This window comes from Bradyrhizobium algeriense (genome assembly GCF_036924595.1).
In the GTDB taxonomy this organism is placed as follows: domain Bacteria; phylum Pseudomonadota; class Alphaproteobacteria; order Rhizobiales; family Xanthobacteraceae; genus Bradyrhizobium; species Bradyrhizobium algeriense.
Map to the genome: position 1 here is coordinate 7803918 of NZ_JAZHRV010000001.1, position 23193 is coordinate 7827110.

Consider the following 23193-nt stretch of genomic DNA (forward strand, 5'->3'; position numbering starts at 1 on the left):
TCGCGCCCCGCCTAAAATTCACCGGAGAATATCGGATCACATAATTCATTGCAATTGAGAGAGGTGCCTTCGTCAACCACTGCAAGATCGCCGATTCAATCCGTACGCAGCAGGGAGGGATCCAGCGCAGGCAGCCTCATCGGGTCGAACGGGGCCAGATCGATGTCTTGTGCTGCGCCGTCAGTGATCAATTCGGCTATCGCTTCGCCGGTCGCTGGTGAGTTGAGGATACCCCAGACATTGTGACCGGTAGCGACATAGAGCCCCTTGCTGCGTGGGACTTTGCCGATCAGCGGCAAGCCGTCCTGTGTGACCGGACGGAAGCAGGCTTGCCGCGCGAGGATCTTTTCTGCGTGGAAGACCGGCGACAATCGTTCGGCGATGGCCTGCAGGCGACCGATGGCCTCTGGGTCCGGCTTCACCTCGGCGGGGTCGATCGGCAGCGGGACCACGTCGGATAGAGCCGTAATATGGGTGCTGCCGTCTGCGCGCGGAAACACCTCAACGCTTACCATGTCACCGGTCTCGTCGTGATAGTCTAGAAATAGTGCGTGTGGGGGAACGTCTGCGCCGGTATCGTAGACAAGGCTCGGACTACGCTGCCCGAAAACGGCCGGCAAGCTCATCCATTCCGCCGCCAGCAATGACCACGGTCCCATGGCGACAACTACGGCGTCTGCCTCAAGGATGTCGTCGTCAACTTCGACGCCCCGCACAGTCGTGGCGTGGGTATGCCTCACCACGCCAGTAGCGCGCCCGCGGCGCAATTCGGCGCCGCGCGCGTGGGCGGCGCGCATCATAGCGGAGGTGAACATGCGGGGATGAACAATTGCCGTCGTCTCAGTGGTGCTTAACCGCGACGCAATAACAACGCCGTTGGAGAGCCAATCGAGCTCCGAAGGTTTCTGGCGGCGCGGGTCGCGCTCGGAAGCGACGAAGCCGCCGTAAGCGGTCATGGGACGATAGCCCCAATCGTCGGCGATCTCCTGCGGCAAAGCAGCGTGCAGCTGGAAACTGCGTCGGGCCAGCGCGTCTAACGGCGTGCCGGCACACCAGTCGAGTGCCAGAAATCCGCCGGCCTTTCCAGATGCTGCGGCGGCAACCTCGGTGCTCTCAACCACGATCACTTGGGCGCCGCGTCGGCTGAGGAAGTAGGCTGTGCAGGCGCCCACTACGCCGCCACCGCAAATCACAACCCGCATGGTCTCTCCGCTTGCAAGCTATCAAAACGCCGAGGAAGTCCGGATGCTAACGCGTCGGCTGTCCCTTTGTCTCCTTGAGCTTATCGACGTACCTTTAGTTACAGACGTGTCCGCTGTCGGAACGACGATGGTTGCGCACGTGGGCGCTGATGAAAGGGCCGACACACCCTGGCGTCTCTGGCGTGCAGTTCCAACGGTTTGGAACCAAGATTCATCGAAAGAGTGGCTGTATCCTGAGACTAATCACGCCGGTTGACCGATGCCATCACGTAGACTGGCTGGATGCTTACCGCGTTGGCCATTGCGGTTCAAATCCCGAAATCCAGTTGCGGCTCCGTGTCATTCTCGCCTTGCAGGGAAGACAGCGACACTCCCAGGAGGCGCACCGCTTTTGGAAGGGGCATCGCCTCTTCCAGCAGGCCTATCGCCAGACGCGCGAGATCGTCGCGATTCGCGACAACCGCAGACACGGATCTGCTGCGCGTGATGATCTCGAAGTCGGCGAACTTCACTTTAAGTGTCACCGTTCGCCCCCGGGTGCCCGCCGAGTCGCAATGTTGCCAGACCTTCTCTATTAGCGGCTGGAGTTCGGCGCGCATTGCGTCGAACTCCGTGAGATCGGTGAAGAACGTGTTCTCGGCGCCGACCGATTTGTGGATACGATTGGCCCGTACGGGGCGGTCGTCGACGCCGCGCGAAATCCAATAGTAATAGGTACCGGACTTGCCGAAGTTCTCCTGCAGGAAAGCGAGGGACTGGTTGCGAATGTCGAGGCCGGTCCAAATCCCGAACGCGTTGAATTTGGCGGCGGTCGCCGGCCCGATGCCGTGAAACTTCCCCACCGGCAGCGTCTCGACGAAAGTCGGTCCCATCTCCGGCGAGATGACGTACTGCCCGTTGGGTTTGCGGTGATCGGAGGCGAGCTTCGCCAGGAACTTGTTATAGGAGATGCCCGCCGAGGCGTTCAGGCCTGTTTCAGCCTTGATCTTCTCGCGGATCCTTAGCGCGATGTCTCTGGCCAGCAGGATGCCTTGCAGGTTTTCGGTGACGTCGAGGTAGGCCTCGTCGAGCGAAAGTGGCTCGATGATTGGCGTGTGCTCGGCGAAGATCTTGCGAATCTGTAGGCTGACCGCCTTGTAAACTTCGAAGCGTGGCTTGACGAAGATCAAGTCCGGACACTGCCGTTTCGCGGTGACCGAGGGCATGGCAGAGCGAACGCCGTACTGGCGGGCTTCGTAGCTCGCGGCGGCGACGACGCCGCGCTCGGCGGAACCGCCCACTGCCACCGGCTTGCCGCGCAGGTCCGGATTATCGCGCTGTTCGACCGACGCGTAGAAGGCATCCATGTCGATATGGATGATCTTGCGGTGAGGAGCGCTCGAAGCCCTGTGTTCCGGATCGAGAGGGACCATGGACGGATTGTATAGGGGACCGCAAGCCAAGTCGCGGCCAAGTCAATCTCCATCCGCCGAGGGGCATTCAGGGCAGGTGTCGCCGATCGAGTCCAGTACCTCGGCGATCGCGACGGCAGCCACTTGCGATGAAACGCCGGCCGGCGGATCCGTCCGAGCGATCTGAAATGCGCGGTCGTGGGCATGTGGATCGGCGCGGTCCTGCATCCACCCGTGCTCCTCACATTCGCGAATGGCGCCGGCCTCACTGAGCACCGAAATCGCCCAGCCGCGTAGCGTCTGGATCGCGGTTTGTCTCTCCTTTGTCATCAGCATTCGAAATGGCTCCTACCGGGCGAATCCTCACGCCTCGCCGCCGTCCGTTCCGGGCTGCTAACACAGGTCAGGGATTCCGAATTGCATGGCCTCTGGCTTTTCCACGTGTTCCATCGTTCCATCGGTCTGTGCAAAATGTCAGGCGGCCAGCGCGGGATCTTCCTTTTCGCCGGTCGCAACGATCTTCAGCGCCCCGTCCGGCAACGGGCGCTGGAGTGCCTTGGCCTCGCTCCAGGGGGCGCGCAGCCAGACATCGTACTCTTCGGTTGTCGTCAGGATCACCGGCATCGCCTTGGGATGGACGCGTTCCACCTCGACGTTGGGCTTGCAGGTCAGGAAGGCGTAGACATCGATCGTGACTTCTCCTTCCTTGGCTTTCCGGACGCTCGTCCAGTTCGTCCAGAGGCCGGCGAACGCCAGCAGCGGGCGGCTTTCGTCCGGAGCGAACCATACCGGCACCTTTTTGCCATCGATCGTGTCGTACTCGCTGAACGACGTGAAGAGGACTAGGCAACGGTGCTCGGTCCCGAGCCACCGCTTCCAGTGCGCGCTGCCCACGTTTCGAATGTTGGTGGTGCCACTGTCCGGCTCCATCCGAAGCAGTTCCTTGAAATCGACTGGCTTGCCCTTAGCCTCGAGCTTCTGGGCTCGCTTCTTGGTGGCGTCCAGGAGCGCTTGCTGGGAGGACGGCATGCCCCATCGAGCCATGACGATCTCACGGCCGTCGGGCGCGTTGCGAATGATCGGCGCTGGGTAGTCCGGAAAGATGCCGGGCATTGAAGGCAGGTTGCCAACGCGACTGTTGAGTGCGCTGAACAGGCGACGGATCGCGTCAACGTTCTTGGTCATCGAATAGAGGTTGCACACGTTCAGTCCTCCGGAGGCACGTTGCGCGGCCGCTGAGTTAGTTGCAGCAGCGTCGCCGAGGGGCGCCGGCCCGCCTTAGCGCATTTCTGACAGCGCAACCTGCCGGCGAGATCATGAACGAAGGTTGTCGGTGGATGGGGCAGGGCAGCGAGATCGACCTGGCTTGGCGCTTTGCAGCGCGAGCACTCGATCTGAAGCCAAGGATAGCCGCCGTTTATCGCCTGGTCGACGGTGGGAGAGGGATCGATCGGTTCTCCGTCCGCCCACATCCGCTCGTTCCAGCTTTCAGCCGGGAGCCGATCGGCTTGGCGTATCAGTGCGTCCCCCTTGGCGCGCAGCTCGTCCGACTGCGTGGCCAAAATGCCCGTCATCGCCCGCGCCTTGCCGAGCTCCTTCTTCAAGGCCTTGCGGTCTCCGCCGGACAAAGGCGTCGGGTGATGCTTGGGGGTCATCCGGAACGAAGCCGGGCCATGATCAGATGGGCTCGAAGGCCGGCCAGCAGCCGTCTTCCTCATGGCGGCCAGTCCGGTTCTGACAGGTGTTGTCTAGCAGTCGTTGCCCGACCTCCTTCCAGCTGGCTTGCTGCCCATACAGGCGGATGGCATCGGCCTTCTGGATTTCGACAATGCGCTCGCACCGACGGCAGGACACCCGCAAGATATGCTGCGGGATTTCGGACAGACGCTGCCCTGCGCCCGGTTGTCCCAAAGGTCTGTTGCCGACATAGGCATCATTCAGCACGGCCTGCCAATATTCGTCCGGCATCTCGTCCTGGGGGCCGAGAGGGCGCGTCCCCGCGGCTTTACCTCCAATCGAAGTTACCAGCTTTTCCATTTGTTTCGGGGTAGGCATCCGCCAACTCGCGGGTCGATCGCTCATGGCATAACCAGAACATATCGAGAACAAATGTCGAGTCCGACCAACGGTGGGTGGGAATGATTTTTCTGGTTGCGACGGGCCGTAGCCAAATTGAGAGTCGCAAAACAGAGTGGAGTGTCGGAACCAGCCCCTTTCGATCGTCTTGAATCGGAGCCGCTCGAAAACGGAGTACTGCGTACATGGCCCCCCGCGCCAACTGGAAAGGCTTTCTGCGTCTGTCCCTGGTTACGTGCCCGGTCGCGCTGTATCCGGCCACCTCCGAGTCCGAGAAAATCTCGTTCAACCAACTTAATCGGCAGACCGGCCACCGCATCAAATACCTCAAGGTCGACGCAGACACCGGCGACGAGGTGCCAAACGAGGACATCGTCAAGGGCTACCAGCTCGAGAAAGACCAATTCATCGAGGTGACGAAGGAAGAGCTCGAAGAGATCGCGCTGGAGTCCACGCGCACCATTGAGATCGACGAGTTCGTCGAGAAGTCCGAGATCGATCCACGTTACCTGATCCGTCCCTACTACCTGCGTCCGGACGGGAAGGTCGGCCACGACGCCTTCGCGGTCATCCGCGAGACCATCCGCGAGATGAACAAGGTCGCGATCGGCCGTGTAGTGTTGACCAATCGCGAGCACATCATCGCGCTTGAGCCGCTGGACAAAGGGTTGGTCGGGACGCTCCTGCGGTATCCCTACGAAGTTCGTTCCGAACAGGAGTATTTCGACGATATCCAGAACGTTAAAGTCACGAAGGACATGCTGGATCTCGCCAGGCATATCGTGAACCAGAAGTCTGGACGCTTCGAGCCGGAGAAATTTGAGGATCAATACGAAACGGCCCTGATCGACCTCATCAACCAGAAGCGTGCCGGCAAGCCGATCACGCCAAAGGAGCGGCCGCGCGGCGAGAACGTGGTCGATCTGATGGAGGCATTGCGGCGAAGCGTCGGCGGGGCTGCGGCCGAAACGAAGGCCACGAAGAAGCCGGTGAAAAAGCCGCGCAAGGCGGCAGCCGGACAGAAGGAAATGTTGATGCCGATCGCCGGCAAAAAGCCGAAGGAGACGGCAGCGAGGAAGCCGGCAGCCAGGCCGCAACGCAAGTCCGCCTGATTGTGATACCGTGTGATCGGCGAAAACCACGCGTGAGCGTTCTTGGCTACCAATGCCGGTAAGAGGGAGAAGCCGGCCTACGATGTTCGCGTTCACATTCCTAGGGACATCGGCAAGCGTTCCGTCGGCTGAACGGAATCATCCCGGTCTCCTCGTCGAGGCCGGAAGTCACCGCATTCTGGTGGATTGCGGAGAGGGGACGCAACGCCAGCTGCTGCGCAGCGGCGCGGGCTTTCGAAGGCTCGATCGGCTCTTGCTGACCCACGGCCATTTCGACCACGTGCTCGGCATTCCCGGTCTCTTTTCGACTCTGCGGCTGCGACAGAGCGCTGATGTCATGACGATTCACGCAAGCCCGGCCACACTCGAAGTCGTCGTCGGGATGCTCGCCGGCCTCTGGGGTGAGGGGAGGGCACCTATTCCACTCGAGCTTGTTCCGCTGACGGCAGGTCAGGTCATTGACGAAGGCGAGTTCACAGTTGCCTGCTTCCCGGTCCGCCACCGCGATACCGACAGTTTCGGCTTCTCGTTTGAAAGCCGGGCTCGCCGTCACCTTCGGCCGGACCGCCTCGCCGCTCTCGGTGTGCCCGACGGTCCGGTGCGCAAGGAGCTGGCGGAAGGGAGGCCGGCGACACTCGCGGACGGTAGGACAATTGATCCCGAAAGCATCCTCGGCCCGCCAGAGCGGCGCAGGAAGCTGGTCATCGTCGGCGATGCCGAAACCACCGAGGGATTGGCCGAACCGGTTCGCGGCGCGGATGTGCTGGTGATCGAGGCCACGTTTCTGGACCGCGACGCGGCGATTGCCCGTGACTACGGACATCTCACCGCGGGTGAAGCGGCCGCGCTTGCCGCAATGTGCGACGTGAAGCAGCTCGTCCTGACTCACATTTCCGGCCGTTATACTAATGAAGACCTATTGGCGGAAGCGACGAAGACGTTTCCAAACAGCCGGATTGCCATGGATTTCGATCATATCGTGATCTAACCGGCCGCTGCGGAGTACATGCATGGCGAAGAAGCTGAAGACCTACGAGACATCATTAGGCTTTTTCGATCTGGCGATAGCGGCGCCCTCGATGAAGGCGGCTTTGGAAGCCTGGGGCGCGGACAGCAATCTTTTTCACCAGGGCGTGGCGACGCAAAGTGAGGATCCCGACGTTATCGCAGCGACCATGGCGGCGCCGGGCGTCGTTCTGAAACGCCCCGTCGGGTCCAGCGGACCCTTCAAGGCGCACGCCGAACTGCCTACCCATCTCGCCGGCGGCCATGGCGCGAAGACGTCAGGCCGCAAATCGCAGAGCCGCAGGGCACAGAAGCCCCCGAGGCGAGGCAACGACCCGGCGGCCGACCGGAAGGCTGCACTCGCTTTTGAGAAGGAGCAGAATCGCCGCGAGCGCGAACGCGCGAAGGAAGAAGCCGCCCGGGAGAAGGAGCGCGAGCGACGGCAGCACGCCATCGACAAGGCACAAGGCGCCTTGGACGCAGCCCGTCAGAAGCACGAAGAGAAAACAGCAGGCATTCGAGCCGAGCTAGAGGCTCTCGAGGACGAGTCGCAGGCCGAAGAGGTGCGTTGGGAGAAGGAGAGGACGCGACTGGAAGCTGCGTTGCGACGGGCGCGAGGGTAAGCAGCCACTACCTGGAAGCAACCGGTGAGTGGTTAACCATGACACCGCGGCCCGTCACTTGCTCGATACGATTGATACTCTGGTAAAGCACGGTGAGCGCTGCAGCCTATTGCTCTCCAACAGAGCGATTAGCGCATCCAGCGCTTTCGGGCGGCGCAACGCTGTCCCTAGCCCCTAGAGGAACCGGGCGTTCCTCATTGCGTTTTCCGCCCGGAGAGTTGATCCATGGTCAATGCGCTCGTCATTCGCCGCAATACCCAACTGGCAAAAGCCCAGAAGGCGCTTCGCGCGGCGCAATATGTTCGAATGTCCACCGATCTTCAGCGCTATTCGACCCAGAACCAGGCGGCCGCCATCGCCGCATACGCGCAGCAACGAAACCTTACGATCGTTCGGACTTATGTCGACGAAGGGCGCAGCGGAGTGAGGATCAACCGGCGGCCGGCCCTCGCCGAACTGATCAAGGATGTTCAATCAGGAAACACGGACTTTGAGCACGTTCTGGTTTACGACGTCAGCCGATGGGGACGCTTCCAGGATGTCGATGAGAGCGCGCATTATGAGTTTGTCTGCAAGCAAAGCGGCGTCAAGGTCGCCTATTGCGCTGAACAATTCGAAAACGACGGAAGTCTTCTGTCGAGCATCTTAAAGAACATCAAGCGCGTCATGGCGGCTGAGTTTAGCCGGGAGCTTGGCGTCAAGGTGCACGCCGGCCACTGCCGAATAGCGGGCCTTGGCTATCGCGTTGGTGGTTCGCTGACGTTCGGGCTCGGCAGGGAGATGGTCGATGAGAAGCAACGCTCGAAAGGTCGGCTCAGGAAGGGCGAGTACAAGGCCCTGAAAACGGACCGCGTGCGGCTTCAGCTCGGGTCTGGCGAAGAAATGGCGATCGTCAAATGGATATTCCAGCAGTTCGTCATGGAGCGAAAGACCGACGTTGAAATCGCACGGCAGCTCAATAGGGCCAATATCCCCAATCACCATGGGCGTCCTTGGTCCTACCTGATGGTCCACTACATTCTCAAGAACGAGAACTATATCGGAAACCTCGTTTACAACCGCACCTCGCGGCGCCTTGGACAGAAGCAGGTGAACAACCCTGATCACCTGTGGATTCGGACCTCATCGGTGGTCGCTCCAGTGGTTGATCAAGACCTCTTCGCGCGCGCCCAAAAAATCATGGCCGAGCGTTATATCTCAATCCCGGAAGATCAGATGCTCCGCAGGCTCCGTCTCACGCTCGGTCGCAAGGGAAAGCTTAGCTCCAGTATCATCAAAAACGCGCCGGGACTTCCCTCTCCCGCATGTTACGTCAAGCATTTCGGCTCGATAAGAAATGCCTACAAGCTCATCGGCTATGAAGGTTCGCGCGACTGTAGGTGGTTTGACGTGCGAGATCACTGGACCGAGCGTTTGTCAAAGCTCGCAACACAGGTTGCGAAGGCGCTAAGGACCGATCGCGGGATTCGCTTGAAGCCAACCAGCGATGGTATAGGGCTGGCACGGAACGGAAACAGAAAGATCATCTCATTTCAGGTGGTCCGGAAAATGGCGAAGAGGACTCCAAACCACGTTGCACTATGGAGAGCCCACCTGAGGAAGGAGCGATCCGAGCTGTGTGTTTACTTGCGACTGAACGACTCCAACGAGGTGGTTCAAGACTATGTATTGTTGGCCTCAGCGGACACTACGACGCCTTACTTGACGCTGTCAGATGGCCTTTTAGCTCGCCACCAGGCTGTTCGCGTCGACACCGTTAGCGAGCTTATTCGGGACATCACAGCGAGATTTGTATCGGCCAGCCGTGTCTCGCCAACCAGGCCAAGGCGAACGAACAAGCGAAAGAAACCAAGCCGGCCCCGAACCAGGAACGTCCGCGCGGCACTAATGGAACGCAGATAGAGAATTGCGCCCAATACCTTGCCCTAGTTTCTCCTGAAATCGCCATTGAGCTTCGAAATCTGGACGAGCTCGGAACGCTGGTTGGACATTACATTCTCCCTGGAAACATCCCAGGAGCCCCATAGAACGCTGATTTGCCTGACCAGTCAATTGGAATTTCGGATTTTCCGAAGTTGGGGGCTCGCCGCCGGCGCCCCGCCGTCATGTCATTCCGGCGGCGCTATCACTGCGCCTCTGCGGGGTGCCTTCTTAACCTAACCGGTCTCGCGACTGCAGTCGGTCCCGCGTCCCGCCGCGTTCCCGCGTCGGCGCTATGCTGACGCTCTTGCGGCTTTAGTTTTGTCGGACTCAGGCGACTTCGCTCGCACTGCGCGAGTCCTAAGGGCCGCAGCCCCTCGCGCCGCGCCAGGGTAAAGCGCCGGCAAGCGCCGGCGGGGTGGTCTCCCCGGTCTTCCGCGCTTCTCGGATCTCCACGCCCGAACTCTTGGCACGCGCTTGTGCAGACCCGCTCTTCGAGCGGCCCTGTTAGGGCGGGCGATCCCCTCCGCCCGGGTCGCCCCCATTCTGGCCGCAGAGCGTCTGCTGGGCGGCGTGCACGACTGGTAATATCCGCCTTCCGACGGGTGACTACCTGCTGTCAGCCTGGCAGTCGCGATATGGTGACGCGAACCTCTTCGGTCGCTGCGTGATCGTGGGCCACGATCGCAAGACGGACTACTTCGCCGACGTGGCGGTCGGGGTCGAGCATCTGCGGAAGCGGGTCGAATTCCGTGGGCCCGACGACAAGTGCTGGATCCGCTATGCCGATCGCCAAGCGGTGGCCGCGCCGGCGGCGGCCGAATAGCATGCCGCGCTCGTGAGCGCGAAAGCCAGACTGTAGAGGGCCGTCAGCGGTCGACCGAGCCGCTTCGATTCGTCGCGCCGCTGGACCACGCAGAATGTCGCGTCGCAGATAGCGTGCTTCCTTTGTGCGCGTCTGCGGATCACGATGGCCCACAGGTCCAGCCGCAGACATGGAATACGCCTATCTGGGTGGTTGATCGACCCCGAAAATGCCACCATTGGTCGGACATGCGGCAGTCGCTTTCACAGCATGAAACGGCGTCTTTTCTCGCACGCGCGAAACGGTTTCGTCGTGGGACGAGCCCAGGTCGTCCGTAGTGCGCCGGTCTCGCGGAGTACGTCGAGCAGGCGGTGATCGAGCGTGTCCTTGGCTTCCGACGCGCGATTGCTGCCTCGACAGCGGCGGATATCTCCGCGTGCAAATGCGAATAATTCACTGTATTGATTGAAGTGCAGGCCGAACGATGTGAAACCTTGGCGCTTGCGATATTCGAATCCTTGCGTAATAAATCCACAGCACCAAAAAACTCACGCGAAGCAAAGCGCTCGTGCGGACACCTAGCAGGCATGCGCCTCCGATCCATGAAGCTTTACAGGCTGCCCGAAAGGCTGCAGGATTCGACACGTCCGCCGCAGCCGCAGCGCATTTCGGATGGTCGGTCGGTCGCTACCGTTCACACGAGAGCGGAGCGCGCAACATTCCTGACGCCGATATAAGCGTCTATGCGAAATCCTTCAAAGTTTCTGCTACCTCCATCCATAGTCCTGATCCGCAGACTATAGATCGGCAGCTCGATAAGGCTCGGAATTCGGCTCAAGCTCCTAGGCAAGAGGTCGCTCGACGACTTCGATGCGCGCGAATCCTTCGAGGGCTGCCAAGCGCCATCGTCGCATCTCGAAAAATGGGCATAAAAACCCCAACGTATCTCAAGCACGAGAATGGTGCCAACGGGATCAGCGACGGGTTGCTTGAAGAGTATGCGAGGGAACTTGCCGTCTCATCCGACTGGCTATCGACCGGCCGATTGCCGTCTGGTCTCGGAGCCGACTTGGATTCAAGGATTCATCAGGTACTACGCGACCCTTCAAAGTTCGCAAGATTGGCCGAAGTTTCTCTACCTTTCGTGCACGAAAACCAGCCACCGCCAATCCTCGATACTGGGCGCCCTGTGGGTGTCGTTGCTATACCCGAGTATCTCTGGTCGGATCTACTTGACTGCTCCGGCGACATCTCGAGGGCAATTCCTCACGGTGTGGTCCAACTTCCAAAATCCGCTGACCTGGAATACTGGGAAGATGGTCTTTTCTCCATCTTTCTAGATACGGCAGATCCGCGACCAGGGTCGTATTCTCGCTTGTTCGTTGCCCGGGCACTCGCGAGCGATTTCGCCGAGACGGAGTACCTCGTTGCCGATGGAAGAAACCTAGAGATAGTTAGGCTTGACTCCGCGCGTCTTGCGCGGGTTCGCGGGCTAGTAGGTCGGCTTGTGGGAAGCCTCCAAAAGTCTCCCAGCGCTCGCTAATGCTCCGCGGTTACAACGTGCTTCAGTCGACTATCGGTGTCGATCAATCGGTGAATGTCCAAACGGGCTTGCAATTGTTAGCGGAGCGGCACGGGAACGGGATCTAGCGGGATTACCAAAGCTCGAAGGCCAGCTACGGTAATGATTGCTTGCGCATATCGGGCCAATCTCGCGTTTGGCAGGGGAAACGGCAATCCCGATACTTCTCTTGGGCGCTACAATTATTTGAAATAATCAACTCTCGGCCGGTGTACGCGACCGCCGAACACGATGCGCGCTTGTACTGCCGATTGCATCCAGCCGAAGTCTCCGGCTTCGCCGTCCGGGACTTCTTGCCGGCGCGCGGCTGGCGAACTGGGCGCGCGCGTGCGACCGCGCAACGCTATCAGCGCGAGTCCTGAGAAGTGAGAATAGTCGACCCGGCCGGCCCGCGGAGCACCATGCAGACGGGGGCGCCGGCAGCAGCAAAAGCGTCGATCAAGTTCATCGCTTCCGGCGGGCTCACTAATGCGTCGCTACCGGAGGCATTACCTCACTGCAGGCCAATTGCACATACGGCTAATTAAACGAATTCAATACATACTGGTTAACCGCTGCTCAAACCGCTCCCGAGGGTTTTCAGCCATGGAATTCAACCCCCGCGTGCTTTCGAGCGATGCCCAATAGCCTCGCTAACACGTTGTTATATCGGCTCATTCCCGCCGTTCCGATTAGGTGCGGCGATTATGTGCGCGAGTTCACGTTTTGAAGTTCTGTGGCTGCTCAGAACTGCAAACGCCGAAGAATTCGCACAAGCCAACCGAGATGCGATAGCCTGCCCGTTAAGCTTTTGTTCACGCTAAAAAATCCAGCGAGTCTATTGCCTTCCATATAAATACGTTTATTTTTACATCTTCATTCTCGGCCCAGGGGCCACCCGCAGGAGGCAGACGAACTTGGCTCGCACTACCCACGACCTCGCTTCGTTGACGATCCTTCAGCGCAAAAGTCCCACGGCTCGGACCAAGTGGCTGCCAAAGCCGGGCGAGCGTCATCCGACCCAGACCCTCGTGTGCGTGTACGCTCGCTTCTCCTCGTCTGAGCAGAAGCAGCGGAGCATCGAGCGCCAGGAAGGACGATGTGGGGACTACATCGACAGGAGGCTCGACGGCGCCAAATACATGATGTTCTCCGATCCTGCGCGTAGCGGAACGCTTCTCCAGGAGCGGCCCAACCTCATGGCGTTGCTCGAACTCGTGAAGACCGGCAGCGTCCGCCACATCGTGATAGAGGCGATGGACCGCCTCACGCGCGTGATCTGGGATGCCACCAGGATCGGGGAATTGTTGGAGGCCTACGGGGTCGAGCTTCACGTCTGGAACCTCGACCGAGGCGTCAGCCGCCAAGAGCTCCTCGACGAGGCCAAGCGCGCCGAGGCGGATCGATTTCGGCGTGTCGAGCTCACGACCGACGGGCTCTACGACCTGATACGCCGCGGCGGCATGCCGTTCAAATGCTTCGGCTACGAAGAGAGCGACGTTCCCGGCTTTCCGGTCAAGTCCGTGGAGCAGGCGAAGGCCGTGAAGCGCGCCTTCGAACTCACGCCGTACCATTCCGATGCGGTCGTGGCGACCAAGTTGAGCGAAGAGGGCTTCATAAGTCCCAACGGTACCACGACGTGGGACAAGTGGGACATCGCCCGGATATGCAACAACCTAGCCTACATCGGCGTCGTCAATTTCCGAACGACGGACCAGGAAACCACGAGACTTCTGGACGAGGACCACGAGCCGGCGTTCGGCGACATCAGCGTGAAGATGAAGGTCATCAAGAACCACTTCAAACGTGACGTCGAGGAGTGGGTCGTGGGATACAACGAGGAGCGTTATGCGATCGTGACGGACGAGGAGTTTGTCGCGGCCGACAGAGCGAGAACGGCGCGACGTCGAGGCCCCGGAGCTGCCGAGCGTGCGGGTCAGACATCCGTCCGAGATCCGTTCGTCAATCCCATCTGCGATTGTCCGGGAAGGGCTTCGAGCCAGCGCTTCCACTTGACCCGCAACAACGGCTACGAGGTGTACCAATGCTCGCAGCAGCGAGGTTATCACGGCTGCGTCAGCCGGCTCGGACAAAGCAACATCATGGTCGAGGACGTGCAGCGCGTGATCATGAGTTCCCTCCGAAGGCACGCCCTGCCGCTGTGCGAAAGCGCCGACTTCCGCGCCGACTTCATCGAACGCGTTAGGATGCGGGCAGCGGAACAGGAGCTCCGGCGAGCCCAGATGCAGAGGGAGCGTGACGACCTGGACGCGCAGATCGACGATCTGCTCGAGAATGCGCTCAAGAGCGGCTTCGGTCGGGACCGGGTGGCTAAAAAGGTGGAGGCGCTCGAGGAGGCTCTGCGCCAGAAGGAATCGGACATCGTGAAGCTTCCAAAGATCGATCCGGACACGGTCGATGTCGAACGCGCCGCCGGCGACTTGTCCGAGGCCTTCGAGTTAGTCGACGGACACCTTCCGTTCAGGCCCGAGAGTGAGAACGAGGCAAAGGTCGCGTCAAGATTGCGGTCCATGATCGGCACGGTAGTGGTCCGCCGCGAAAACGTACCGGTCGGCCGAGCCGAGATCGAGGTCGCACTCGACGTCGAAGGCTTCATCCTCGAACCGAAGGAGCGCACGGAGCGCACGTGGATCCTGGAAAGACAGGAAATCCGCGGGATGAGGCTGCTCAAATCGACTGAAAAGATGTCCGCAGCGTTGGACGAGCTGGCCGCATCCGGCCACTACGCGCTCACCGACGCGCAGTGGGAGATCGTGGCACCGCATCTGCCGAATATGAGCAAGGTCTACCGCAACGTCACGCGGGCCATGCCGACGCGCGCTCTGGCCGACGCTTGCATCTTCAAGTTCCGAACCGGCGTCGACCCGTTGCGGTTACCTCGAATGTTTGGCGAGCCAAATGGCATGCGTGCTCTCATCGGACGGTTCGTTCGGATGGGCGGCATGACCGAGATCATTACGAGACTGGGCGCGGTCGACCCGTCGTGGCCGGAGGGTCTGGACGTGCGCGAATTCGAAGCCTGGTCCCATCGCAAAGATCCGGTTTGGTTGTTCGACAACGATGGTACCAAACTAGCGGCGACGTGGGCGGCCGAGAAACGCTTCAGCCTGACGGATGCTCAATTCCGAGCCATCGAAGATCTGATCGACCCGGGTGTTCTCGAGCCGAACAAGGGACGGCAAGCGCTCGACGCGCGTCAGCTTATCGACGGTATCGTCCTGAAGCTCCGCTCCGGCATCACTTGGAATCGTATGCCCGCTCCTTGGGGCAAAGGCAGCGACTTTTCGCGTGCGTCGGCGGCTTTGGCGCGTTCCGGCGGGTGGGGCAGAATCGTCGAAGCATTGCGCGTTAAATTCCCAGAAATCCTCGACGGGCTTGCGGTCGACGTCATCGATCGGCATGGCGCCAGTCTCGACCGTAGGAAGACGCGCAACACCGTGATCAACAACCGCGGAAAGGATAACTCGAGAGGGATTTTCGCGAACATCGGGACGCTTTTGCGCTCAGCCACCACGGGTACGGACCTGGCGGTCGGCCTGTCCGGGTCGCGAGTCCGCCTTCCAGGTAGAGCCCTCCTTCGACCCAACGTCGTCGTCGGGCCGGTTGACGCGATCGTCGGAAAGATATTCACGCAGCCGGTGATCGTCGCGCAGCGCGGCCACCACAAGGGCGGCGCGCAGACGGCCACGACTGTCGCATCTTATCGTGCAGCCGGAGGCCTCCAGCACATTCTCGTGGTTTCCACGGCGCGCATGCGCATCGACCATCACCAGAGAAAGGGCGGCAAGTGGATTTGTCGCGTTTTGAAGGCGGATGATGCGGTCATCTTCGAAGCGATGAACCTCTCCCTGCCTCTGCGCGAGATCTATGCCGGAGCGGAGATGTGATCCGACGGCCGGACGCGGCGCTCCACCCCGATCGCTGATTTTAGCGGCGACCGGCTTGGACGCGATAGCTCCCATGAAGCTCTCTTTTGGCCCAACGACTAAAGCAGGTCGGAGGTACATGGGCCTCTTGAGGTGGACCGAAAGGCGCACCTCGCTGATACAGGCGCCAGAAGGCACCGTTACTTTCGGGGACGCTTCGACCTTTGGTAAGGATCCACAGCATCGAGATTGATCCTGGCCTGCCAATTTCGCCGGCGGTCATCGAAATATCTGTCTGCCATCATGTATGCGAGCGCACGAACGAGAGCGCGCGCTTTCGTCTCGGGAGGCTGTGATTTCGGGTTAATCGTCTTCATGTGTGGCTCCGCGACTCCGTAGAGTTAGTGCACGCGTACAAAGAGTGGATCAAAAGGGCGCAAGAGCATTCCATCCAGGTCGAGCTGGACAATTTGGCTCAAGAAGGTCCCAGGCGCGCGCCCAGTGTTCACGTGGTGCATCCGAGGCTTGCTGAGCCCGCAGAGTTTTGCTGAGCCCCTTGATGAGATTGCGTCACTTCGAAAAATTGAGGCACATAATCCCAAGCGCCATTCGGCAAAAAGAGCCCTCGCTGGTACTCTTCGAAATGCATGGACGGCGCCCGATGTTCACCGAGCGCTCGCGCGAGTTTAAGCAACAGATTAGCTGCCTCCACCTCTCGGACGAAGGCGTCGCGAGCATAAAGGCGGACACTCCGGCTGATTGCCGGAAAATCTAAGTTAAGGTGCCCGCTAGGCGGCACGTCCCAATTTGAGTCTTTCATTCTTCGACCCCTTCCACTGGTACACATTCCGTCATGCGTTCACCTCGATGATCATTGCCGGATCGAAGCAGCTTTCGTTTTCAGAACCGTACCCACAAAAATTGGAGAACAACCGCGTTCGACCGCGCCGCATATCCAGGGAAAAGTGCGACCCGAAACCCGGTATTCCGGCTGATGCCTGTCGATAAGCCAAAGTCGCTGGGCCGATCGCATCCGCACACGTAGCGCCGCAGATCTCCTTCCGATTTAGCGACGTGCTCTTCCGGTGTGCAGTGATCGGCCCGGCGGGACAACGCGGCGCGGTAACGATCACCGAAGACGGCAACCTCATCGACGAGATCGAATTGGTGGTGGCGAAGGGCTGACAGTGAAAGGCAACGCAGCGGCGGTGACGATGGCCGGGTGCGATGAAAGTACGACGCACGATCATAGCTTCGGTAAGATTCATGCCTTCACTCCTTGTTCTCTCCACTCCCTTCCCAATCGGGTTGGTCTTGACATGGTGCGCTTCATGCTCACGCCTCAGTTTCACCGGGATCGACTCCGCCGCCGGCCGGCGCGCCAAGCCGATAGACGCGATTCCAGCTGCGCGCCCATTGTCGGTTGCGGTCTAGCCAGATCACTTCCGATGTGTGAATCGTCCGGCCGTCGGCGAGGTAGGGATGGCCCGAGACGTGCCCTATCAAAACCATGAGCAGCCGACCATCGTCGCTCCTGACGCGCACGGTGACCGCTCGCCAGCCTTGGAGGCGCGGCGCGGAGGCAAGCTCGGGCGGCGGCGGTGCCTCGCCTTTCAGGTAGGACTCGACATCGCGTTTCCGCCGCGCGTCGGTGCCGTTGTCGTCATGGTCATCGGTCGACATGGTCAGACTTCCCCGATTTTGCTGGTCCAGCTCATTCGCAAGCTCAAGACGTTGCGGGCTCATGACGACGTTGCCCGTTGGCCGAGCCGGTAGAGGCCGTCCTTCGTTCTCGCCCATGAACTGTTTCGGTCGAGCCAGACCAGCCGCGTCGTCGCGACAAGCTCGCCGCCGGAAGCCTGCGCGCGGCCGGCAAGCACCCTCGCGTCCTCGACCAGAATGGACGAAGGACTCTCTGTGGTCTCGAACACGAGATCGACCCGCCAGTCCTCGATGAGAGGGGTCTCCGAGAGTGCTATGGCACTCGGCTCCTTCAGTTACCTCTCGATGTCGAGCTTCAGCAGCCGGTCGAGATAGACTTGCGCCAGCGACATCAATGCCTCACCGCGGTGGCGTTGCGGACCTCGAGCGTGGCGGCGATGATCTTCTGTAGGTTGCGGAGAGATAGACCGGCCTGCTCCCAGGCGCGAGCGATCACGGCGAGTTCGTCGTTCGCGAGGGGCTGGACAAATCCCGTTTCGCCGGCCTCGATCGCGATCTCCTTCAGCACGCCGGCGGCGAGCTGCGCCAGGTGTTTCAGCGTCGGGGCCGGAACGCGGATGATGCGGTAGCGGTCCTTCAGAGGATCGGGCAGTCCCTCGACACTGTTGGCGGTCGCCATATGGGAGATCCAGGACAAGTCCAGTTCACAGTCGAGCGAGACGTCTCGATAGCGGCAGGAGGTCTCCCTCTCCAAGAACGGCAGCAGCGCGTTCCACAGCCTGCCATTCCGTGAGGCGGTGCCGGCCTTCTCGAGCTCGTCCACCATCACGACACAATTGGCAACTCGCGTTTGATTCACCGCACGAGCCGGGGCGGAGGGCGTGCTGTTGCCCCACGCTCTCGGGCTGCCGCCGAACATGTTGTCGCTGGCGGAAGAGCCGTCATATCGGTAGACCGGCAGCCCCAGAAGTTCAGCAGTCCTTCGCACCAGGCGCGACTTGCCGCTGCCCGCGGGGCCCAACAGCAGGACAGGGGCAGGCCGCACCGGCTCGCCCTCGCGCAGGGGGCGCAGGATGAGATCGACCGCGGTCGTGGCATGCGGATACTCAGCGATGAGCGTTGCGCGCACCACGGTCAGGTCGCGGGCGATAACCAGCGGCAGGTGGGCATCGATTAGGTTCCTGAATTCGGAGTGGTCGTTGGTGAGCTTGGTCGCCTTGCCTTTCGCCATCACGACAAGGCCGGGCGCCTGTAGCGCATCGTTCCGGCTTCTCTCGTTCTCGTTGCGCGTGGTGCGTTCTCTGGCGGACGTCGGCAGCCCCTCGGAAGAATCGGTCTGCTCCAGCATTTCCATCCTAATGATGAGGAAGATGCTGCGATCGTCTTCGGCGAAATCTCCCCGTGCCGCCCGCCACCAGACAAACAGGCGCTGCAAGGCGTGATCTCTGGTGATACTGGCGACTGGCCAGTCCCAGAAATGCTCGATGGCATAGGCGAGTTGCGGCAGCACGATCTCGAAGCTTTGCGGCACGGCCGGATCGGCGGCGAGCATCAGCGCGGCGAGTGCTTCCTCGCCATGGCCAGCGGCGAACAGCAGGTCGGCAAAGCTCCGGCTGGCCTGCTTGCAGCGGTCCTTGTCTTCTGACCAGAAATGGGCCGCGAGGTCATCACGCGGGACGCCCGCGATTCCAGCAATGCGCGACCAGAAGACTTGCGCGGCCAGCGGCCAGCCGCGCTGCCACAATAGCTCGACCGGTAACGGGGTGGACGAGAGTTGAGTGGCTGCTGAATCGGCCATAAATCAATTCCTCGGTCTAGGTCGTTAGGTGGCAGCGCTTCGCAACGTTAGTCGGTGGCCGACGTCATCGATCATCGCAACAACCGTTGAGCGGTACGCCAAGAGCTCATGCCGCGGAGCTCTGTCTGCATCGTGGCTGTCAGACATTCTCAATCTCGGGGACTACTTGCTTTCCTAACCGATAGAACTTCGACCAGGTGCGGGCCCACCGCTTGTCCGGATCGATTAGCACCAGCTCCGATGTGTGGATGTGCGGACGAGCACCGAATATGGGGTGATGAGATATCGCTCCTAGCAGACAGGGAGCCGGCAAGAACCCGAACGACCACCTGTCGAGTAGTGGGCAAGCTTGCAAATCTTGCTCGGAAGGCCGACTGCCTTGGCTTAAGGTACGCAAATCGCACGTTAGCTTCTCTAATTCGCGGCAAAGAGAGCCGATGTTGCGAGAAGTGGTCACTGTCGCCATTGCAGCCTCCGAGGATTGGATGAGCCAAGGATTTTCCTAAACTTAGGAACTACGCTGGGTAGCGCGGGCAGGTCACTGCTCCGGGGCGACGTGCCCTCGCTACACAAAAGCCGGAAGAAGCACATCGGTGCTTTTGGTTCCGCTCCTTGAGGGGGTATCCGGAATGAAGAGGCGCTTCGAATTCGCGCAAGCGGACTGGCTTGTGCCACCAGGCGGGACTTGAGATGTACTTGAGGTAATTCATCTTACTCGTCTCGATATTGAGGAGCCTCGCCGAAGCGCTCTTCGATCATGCTCCCAACTAGACGCTCCCAGCAGCTCAAAGATTGTCGCGGGCGCTTGCGAACCTGGTAGACAAGCCAGCTGTCCGCGAGAGGCCCGCAAAGCCCATCGATGTCCCTTCTGCGCTTGAGTACGGAGGACAGCATGAAAGTGGCCGCCAAGTTTCCTTCGATCGCCGCACACGTGACTGCGGTCATGGCCAGGTCGAACTGGACAGTAGTATTGCCGGCGTGTTTTTGAATGCGAAGAGCCACACCGATCCCCACTGCAGCATCGCCAGCCGCTCCGAGGTTCCAGCGCGGTTCTCCGATGATGGCGAACTTCGTCAACAGCCTCCGAGCGGTTCGGACATGAACGTGTTTGAATTGTTCAGCGCGGAGCGTACGCCACCAACTGAATGGGTGCGGATACAAGATGGTGACCGGCACGTTGCGCCTCGCGCGAGCCACGAAGTCCGCTTGAGTTGGAGAGCGTTGAAACCCGCTGGTCAATCCGTTCGAAGCATTCGGTGGGAGCTCTTTAGGCACCGGAAAAATCCGCATTTGATGTGATAAATCATATGATCGGACTCGAACGACATGGGCGCCTCGTCTTGAGACGTCGTCTCGTTCTGATCTCGCTTTCCGAGAGGCTTGAGGGCCGCGTGCACGCTCATTTTCCAGCCCTTCAAGGACTGGACTACGGGATTTGAAGTCTGAAGTAGCCGGAATTCGTCCGGCGGCATCAAACTCACGGTCGCCTTAATCCTTTTCAAGGATTCAATTGTACGCTTGGACCGGAGCCGTCACTCGATGCCAATCCCGACTTCGGAACGTGCGCCGAAGAAAGGGTTAACATCTTCTTAATGGATAGCACGAAACTGGAATGTTGTCCCACATCAGGTGTAAGTCGCACGAGACAGAATTGACTTATGGTTAACGAGCCTCCTCTTTCGCCAGCTCAGGTCCGCGCGGCCCGTGCGTGGCTTTCCTGGAGCCAGGAGGATCTTTCCATTCGATCCGGAGTCTCGCATACGTCGATCGCCCGATTTGAATCGGAGCGCTCGGTTCCGTACGACGGTACGTTGACCAACATCCGAAATGCGCTTGAGGCGGCGGGAATCAACTTTCGGTTCGCAGGCGCGCTCGGAACAGGCATTTCTGGTCCTGCTTTTCGGCAACCTAAGCCCACGAAGCCCTCGCGCTAGGCGAACTATGCAGTTCGCCTCGCGCTTTCAGGAAGGGAGCAGGATAAGAGCATTTCATTTCGAGGTGCGGGTGTCGAACAGATCTACGAACCGAACCCCGAAACAATCCGCGATTGCCTCAAGCGTCTGAAGCGTAGGATTGGCGCGGCAATTCTCAATCAGTGAGACGGCCGTCTGTTCCACCTCAAGCTTGGCGGCCAATTCGTCCTGGCTCCAGCCTTTGTCTTTTCGCAGTCTTCGAACGTTGCGACCCAATGCCTTGGCAATGGTTGAATCGCGTGTGGGAAAACGCTCATCGAATCCTGACCGCACCATGAACGGCACGGTCAAATGAACTTTGGAGCGGGTCCATATGATTAATCATATAAATTGACAACGGGTCGCTGTGTAAATTCCAGATCATCGTCTCCACGTCGAGCAGGATGCCGGTCTTCGTGCTTTGGCCGACAGGTGGAGTGAAAGCTCCACGACGAACAGGGCGCTGAAGGACCCGGTAGTCGGCTGATTTGGCCAATGCCTCGGCCATGGCGGCCGGAGTGAAGTCGTTTTTAAGCATTGGATTTCTGCGATCCTCCGGTGCGTCGCACGCGCACCTACAGGCCGCACTCAAGACCCCTTCAAATCTCGAAATCCAGTTGCGGCTCGGCGTCGTCCGCGCCTTGCAGGGACGAGAGCGACACGCCCAGGAGGCGCACCGCTTTCGGAAGGGGCATGTTGTCCTCCAGCAGGCCGATCGCCAGATGCGCGAGATCGTCGCGGTTCGCTATGGCTGTAGAAACGGATTGACTGCGCGTGATGATATCGAAATCGGCGAACTTCACCTTGAGCGTGACGTTCGACCTCGGGTAACCGCCATCTGCTCAATGCCCAGCTTGGCCGCCAGTTCGTCCTGCGTCCAGCCTTGTCCTTTCGCAATCGTAGTACATTGCGTGCGAGCGCTTTTGCAATTTGCGAATTTCGGGCGGGAAACCGCTCATCGAACCCTGATCGAGCCATTTCGGCACGGTCAGTAAGCCCCACGCATCAGTCTATATGATAAGTCATATAATTGGTGTTATCCGGATTATGGTGTGGGGTGATGGCAAATTACCTATTATCCGTTGCGCGAGAACACTGGAGCCGTCCGGGCAACCGCGCTCGAATCCTTTGGTATTCCCCGGCCTTGGTTGACCAACTCGTTCTCGGGGCGGTTTGGAGGGATGCAGACCATCTCTTTCCTATACTGATGCTCAGGTGAAGAAGTTCGGCATCCCGATCTGGAGGTTCGGCGGCGCGTGAGTGCCGCAATCATTCTTGAAACACTCTACTTTGATAGCATCGCAGTCAGTCTCCGAAGGACGCCATCATGGCCGCTGTCACCATCCGCAACCTCTCCGAGGAGGCGCATCGCGCCCTGAAAGTCCGCGCGGCGCAGCACAATCGCAGCGCGTAAGCGGAAATGCGCGCCATTCTGGAGGCAGCCGTGCGTCCCGAGGGCCGGCTGCGGCTCGCACCGCCCTTTCGGAGATGAGCCGGAAGATCGGCCTCACCAATGCCGATGTCGAGGCACTTGAACAGGGCCGCGACGCGCGTCCCGCTGAGCCGATGCGCTTCGAATGATCCTGCTCGATACCAATGTGGTCTCCGAGGCGATGAAGCCCAATCCGCACCCATCGGTCCGTGACTGGCTCGACGCCCAGGCGGCCGAGACGCTGTTTCTCTCCAGCGTCACCATCGCCGAACTGTTTGTTCAGCATCGGCGCGCTGCCGCGCGGCAAGCGCAAGGACAGGCTGGCAGCTGCGCTCGACGGCGTGTTGGACCTGTTCGCGACCCGCATCCTGCCCTTCGATACCGCCGCGGCGCGGCGCTATGCCGAACTCGCCGTCAAGGCGCGCGCGGCCGGAAAAGGCTTCCCCACGCCCGATGGCTACATCGCTGCGATCGCCGCCGCGCACGGGTTCGCCGTGGCATCGCGCGACACGAGTGCGTTCAATGCCGCCGGTCTGACGATGATCGATCCCTGGACCCTGACCAGCTGATAGGGTTGTCGAGCGGGCGCGTCACCGTGACGGCAGAAACCGCAAGGAATTGCTGATCTGGGTAAAAACCATCCCCTTCACCAAGCTTGAGCGAGACTGTTCGGAAAAACGTCGGTTGATTGCGGGTTCAACATTGTAATCCGAATAGCCAGAATTTCGAAGTCCATCTTGGATCTTCAAAGGCAGCCTCCGCGGGAG

The 23193-nt window shown here is 60.1% G+C and carries 21 protein-coding genes and 3 pseudogenes; 9 read left to right on the plus strand and 15 right to left on the minus strand.

The window, feature by feature from the left end:
* Positions 1-95 precede the first annotated feature (95 nt).
* The 6 genes from V1286_RS37405 to V1286_RS37430 form a co-directional block, all read right to left on the minus strand.
* The gene (locus V1286_RS37405; protein ID WP_334488891.1) at positions 96-1202 is read right to left on the minus strand and encodes an NAD(P)/FAD-dependent oxidoreductase; all 1107 of its coding nucleotides are present in this window, start codon (positions 1200-1202) and stop codon (positions 96-98) included.
* Between the two features lie 308 nt (positions 1203-1510).
* Positions 1511-2614, minus strand: a complete 1104-nt coding sequence (gene dinB / locus V1286_RS37410; protein WP_334488894.1) for a DNA polymerase IV — start codon at positions 2612-2614, stop codon at positions 1511-1513.
* Positions 2615-2656: 42 nt separating this feature from the next.
* Positions 2657-2929, minus strand: coding sequence for a hypothetical protein (locus V1286_RS37415; protein WP_334488897.1), 273 nt, complete (start codon positions 2927-2929; stop codon positions 2657-2659).
* A 138-nt stretch (positions 2930-3067) separates the two neighbouring features.
* Positions 3068-3796, minus strand: coding sequence for an SOS response-associated peptidase (locus V1286_RS37420; RefSeq protein WP_334488899.1), 729 nt, complete (start codon positions 3794-3796; stop codon positions 3068-3070).
* Between the two features lie 2 nt (positions 3797-3798).
* Entirely contained in the window at positions 3799-4248 is a 450-nt protein-coding gene (locus V1286_RS37425; protein WP_334488901.1) for a hypothetical protein, read from the minus strand.
* A 22-nt stretch (positions 4249-4270) separates the two neighbouring features.
* Positions 4271-4675: a hypothetical protein gene (locus tag V1286_RS37430; RefSeq protein ID WP_417021225.1), complete on the minus strand. Its 405-nt coding sequence runs from the start codon at positions 4673-4675 to the stop codon at positions 4271-4273.
* A 179-nt stretch (positions 4676-4854) separates the two neighbouring features.
* On the opposite strand from V1286_RS37430, the gene ku reads away from it, so the two are divergent.
* The 6 genes from ku to V1286_RS37460 all read left to right on the plus strand — a co-directional run bounded on the left by ku (position 4855) and on the right by V1286_RS37460 (position 15603).
* Positions 4855-5781 (plus strand): non-homologous end joining protein Ku, encoded by a 927-nt coding sequence (gene ku, locus V1286_RS37435; protein ID WP_334488906.1) that lies wholly within the window; start codon positions 4855-4857, stop codon positions 5779-5781.
* An 82-nt stretch (positions 5782-5863) separates the two neighbouring features.
* A complete protein-coding gene (locus V1286_RS37440) occupies positions 5864-6769 on the plus strand; it encodes a ribonuclease Z (RefSeq protein WP_334488908.1) in 906 nt (301 codons plus the stop codon).
* A 22-nt stretch (positions 6770-6791) separates the two neighbouring features.
* Positions 6792-7409 carry a cell envelope biogenesis protein TolA gene (locus V1286_RS37445; RefSeq protein ID WP_334488911.1) on the plus strand — a complete coding sequence of 206 codons (618 nt, stop codon included), beginning with the start codon at positions 6792-6794 and terminating at the stop codon, positions 7407-7409.
* A gap of 225 nt (positions 7410-7634) precedes the next feature.
* Positions 7635-9311 (plus strand): recombinase family protein, encoded by a 1677-nt coding sequence (locus tag V1286_RS37450; protein ID WP_334488914.1) that lies wholly within the window; start codon positions 7635-7637, stop codon positions 9309-9311.
* 685 nt (positions 9312-9996) lie between these two features.
* Positions 9997-10155: a hypothetical protein gene (locus tag V1286_RS37455; RefSeq protein WP_334488917.1), complete on the plus strand. Its 159-nt coding sequence runs from the start codon at positions 9997-9999 to the stop codon at positions 10153-10155.
* 2457 nt (positions 10156-12612) lie between these two features.
* Positions 12613-15603 (plus strand): transposase, encoded by a 2991-nt coding sequence (locus V1286_RS37460; protein WP_334488920.1) that lies wholly within the window; start codon positions 12613-12615, stop codon positions 15601-15603.
* 830 nt (positions 15604-16433) lie between these two features.
* On the opposite strand, the gene V1286_RS37465 is transcribed toward V1286_RS37460, so the two are convergent.
* The 6 genes from V1286_RS37465 to V1286_RS37485 form a co-directional block, all read right to left on the minus strand.
* Positions 16434-16850 (minus strand): hypothetical protein, encoded by a 417-nt coding sequence (locus V1286_RS37465; RefSeq protein ID WP_334488923.1) that lies wholly within the window; start codon positions 16848-16850, stop codon positions 16434-16436.
* A 67-nt stretch (positions 16851-16917) separates the two neighbouring features.
* The gene (locus V1286_RS37470) at positions 16918-17328 is read right to left on the minus strand and encodes a DUF6634 family protein (protein WP_334488926.1); all 411 of its coding nucleotides are present in this window, start codon (positions 17326-17328) and stop codon (positions 16918-16920) included.
* A complete protein-coding gene (locus V1286_RS37475) occupies positions 17325-17513 on the minus strand; it encodes a hypothetical protein (protein ID WP_334488929.1) in 189 nt (62 codons plus the stop codon). The genes V1286_RS37470 and V1286_RS37475 overlap by 4 nt, the downstream gene beginning before the upstream one ends.
* A 122-nt stretch (positions 17514-17635) precedes the next feature.
* Entirely contained in the window at positions 17636-19042 is a 1407-nt protein-coding gene (locus tag V1286_RS37480; protein WP_334488932.1) for an AAA family ATPase, read from the minus strand.
* Between the two features lie 139 nt (positions 19043-19181).
* On the minus strand, positions 19182-19508 hold the full coding sequence (locus V1286_RS39090) for a DUF6634 family protein (protein WP_417021226.1): 327 nt from the start codon (positions 19506-19508) through the stop codon (positions 19182-19184).
* Positions 19509-19753: 245 nt separating this feature from the next.
* Positions 19754-20119 (minus strand): hypothetical protein, encoded by a 366-nt coding sequence (locus V1286_RS37485; RefSeq protein WP_334488934.1) that lies wholly within the window; start codon positions 20117-20119, stop codon positions 19754-19756.
* 581 nt (positions 20120-20700) lie between these two features.
* Here V1286_RS37485 and V1286_RS37490 point away from each other — a divergent pair.
* Positions 20701-20976 (plus strand): helix-turn-helix domain-containing protein, encoded by a 276-nt coding sequence (locus V1286_RS37490; protein WP_334488937.1) that lies wholly within the window; start codon positions 20701-20703, stop codon positions 20974-20976.
* A gap of 54 nt (positions 20977-21030) precedes the next feature.
* Here the strand turns inward: V1286_RS37490 and V1286_RS37495 are convergent, their stop codons facing one another.
* The 3 genes and pseudogenes from V1286_RS37495 to V1286_RS37505 form a co-directional block, all read right to left on the minus strand.
* Positions 21031-21291 carry a helix-turn-helix domain-containing protein gene (locus tag V1286_RS37495; protein ID WP_334490191.1) on the minus strand — a complete coding sequence of 87 codons (261 nt, stop codon included), beginning with the start codon at positions 21289-21291 and terminating at the stop codon, positions 21031-21033.
* The gene (locus tag V1286_RS37500) at positions 21269-21532 is read right to left on the minus strand and encodes a hypothetical protein (RefSeq protein ID WP_334488940.1); all 264 of its coding nucleotides are present in this window, start codon (positions 21530-21532) and stop codon (positions 21269-21271) included. The genes V1286_RS37495 and V1286_RS37500 overlap by 23 nt, the downstream gene beginning before the upstream one ends.
* Positions 21533-21593: 61 nt before the next feature.
* Positions 21594-21809, minus strand: a pseudogene (locus tag V1286_RS37505) (DinB/UmuC family translesion DNA polymerase); the annotation flags it as partial.
* Positions 21810-22321: 512 nt separating this feature from the next.
* Between V1286_RS37505 and V1286_RS37510 the strand changes: the two are divergent.
* Positions 22322-22575 (plus strand): annotated as a pseudogene (locus tag V1286_RS37510) (FitA-like ribbon-helix-helix domain-containing protein).
* Positions 22572-22995: pseudogene (locus V1286_RS37515) on the plus strand (PIN domain-containing protein). The pseudogenes V1286_RS37510 and V1286_RS37515 overlap by 4 nt, the downstream one beginning before the upstream one ends.
* The last annotated feature ends 198 nt before the right edge of the window (positions 22996-23193 follow it).